We start from the raw sequence: 536 nt of genomic DNA on the forward strand, positions 1-536 counted from the left end.
GTTATGCGGTGCGGAGGTGTCCGCGGGCTCGGCGGGTGGTGACGCAGCGTGCTCGGAGGCGCTGGTTGGTCGGGTTGCGGAAGCCATAGGCGGCGCGGCCGACGAACTTGATCACGCGGTTGATCCCCTCGCTCTTGGCGTTGCTGATGCCGGTGTTCAGGAAGGCTTCGATCTCGGGCCACCAGCAGCGCCTGGCCGATCGGGCCCTGGTCCATCAGCGGGTTCCACATCCGCTCGAACTCAGCGTCGGTGAGGTCTTCGCGGTTGCGCAGCAGCTTGCGCCGGGCCTTCCACTCCGTGGTCCGGCCACGCCGGCCGCGGACGCTTCGGGTGAGACGGCGGCGCACCAGATTGAGCGTCTTGTTGGCGAGCTGAACGACATGGAAGTGATCAACTACGACGGTGGCGTGCGGCAGGCCGGTGCGCACGGCGGCCCGGTAGGACGGTGACATGTCGATGGCCACGAACCGGATGGCCTGGCGCCAGGCGAGCGGGGTGCCGGCCAGCCAGGCCAGCACATCACCGGTGGCCCCACG

The 536-nt window shown here is 69.0% G+C and carries 1 protein-coding gene and 1 pseudogene; both read right to left on the minus strand.

What is annotated here, in order from left to right; genetic code table 11:
- Position 1: 1 nt before the first annotated feature.
- Positions 2-172 (minus strand): transposase, encoded by a 171-nt coding sequence (locus FMEAI12_RS39580; protein ID WP_368672034.1) that lies wholly within the window; start codon positions 170-172, stop codon positions 2-4.
- 109 nt (positions 173-281) lie between these two features.
- Positions 282-518: pseudogene (locus FMEAI12_RS39585) on the minus strand (transposase); the annotation flags it as partial.
- Between the last annotated feature and the right edge of the window lie 18 nt (positions 519-536).

This window comes from Parafrankia sp. Ea1.12, assembly GCF_900465275.1.
GTDB lineage: Bacteria > Actinomycetota > Actinomycetes > Frankiales > Frankiaceae > Parafrankia > Parafrankia soli.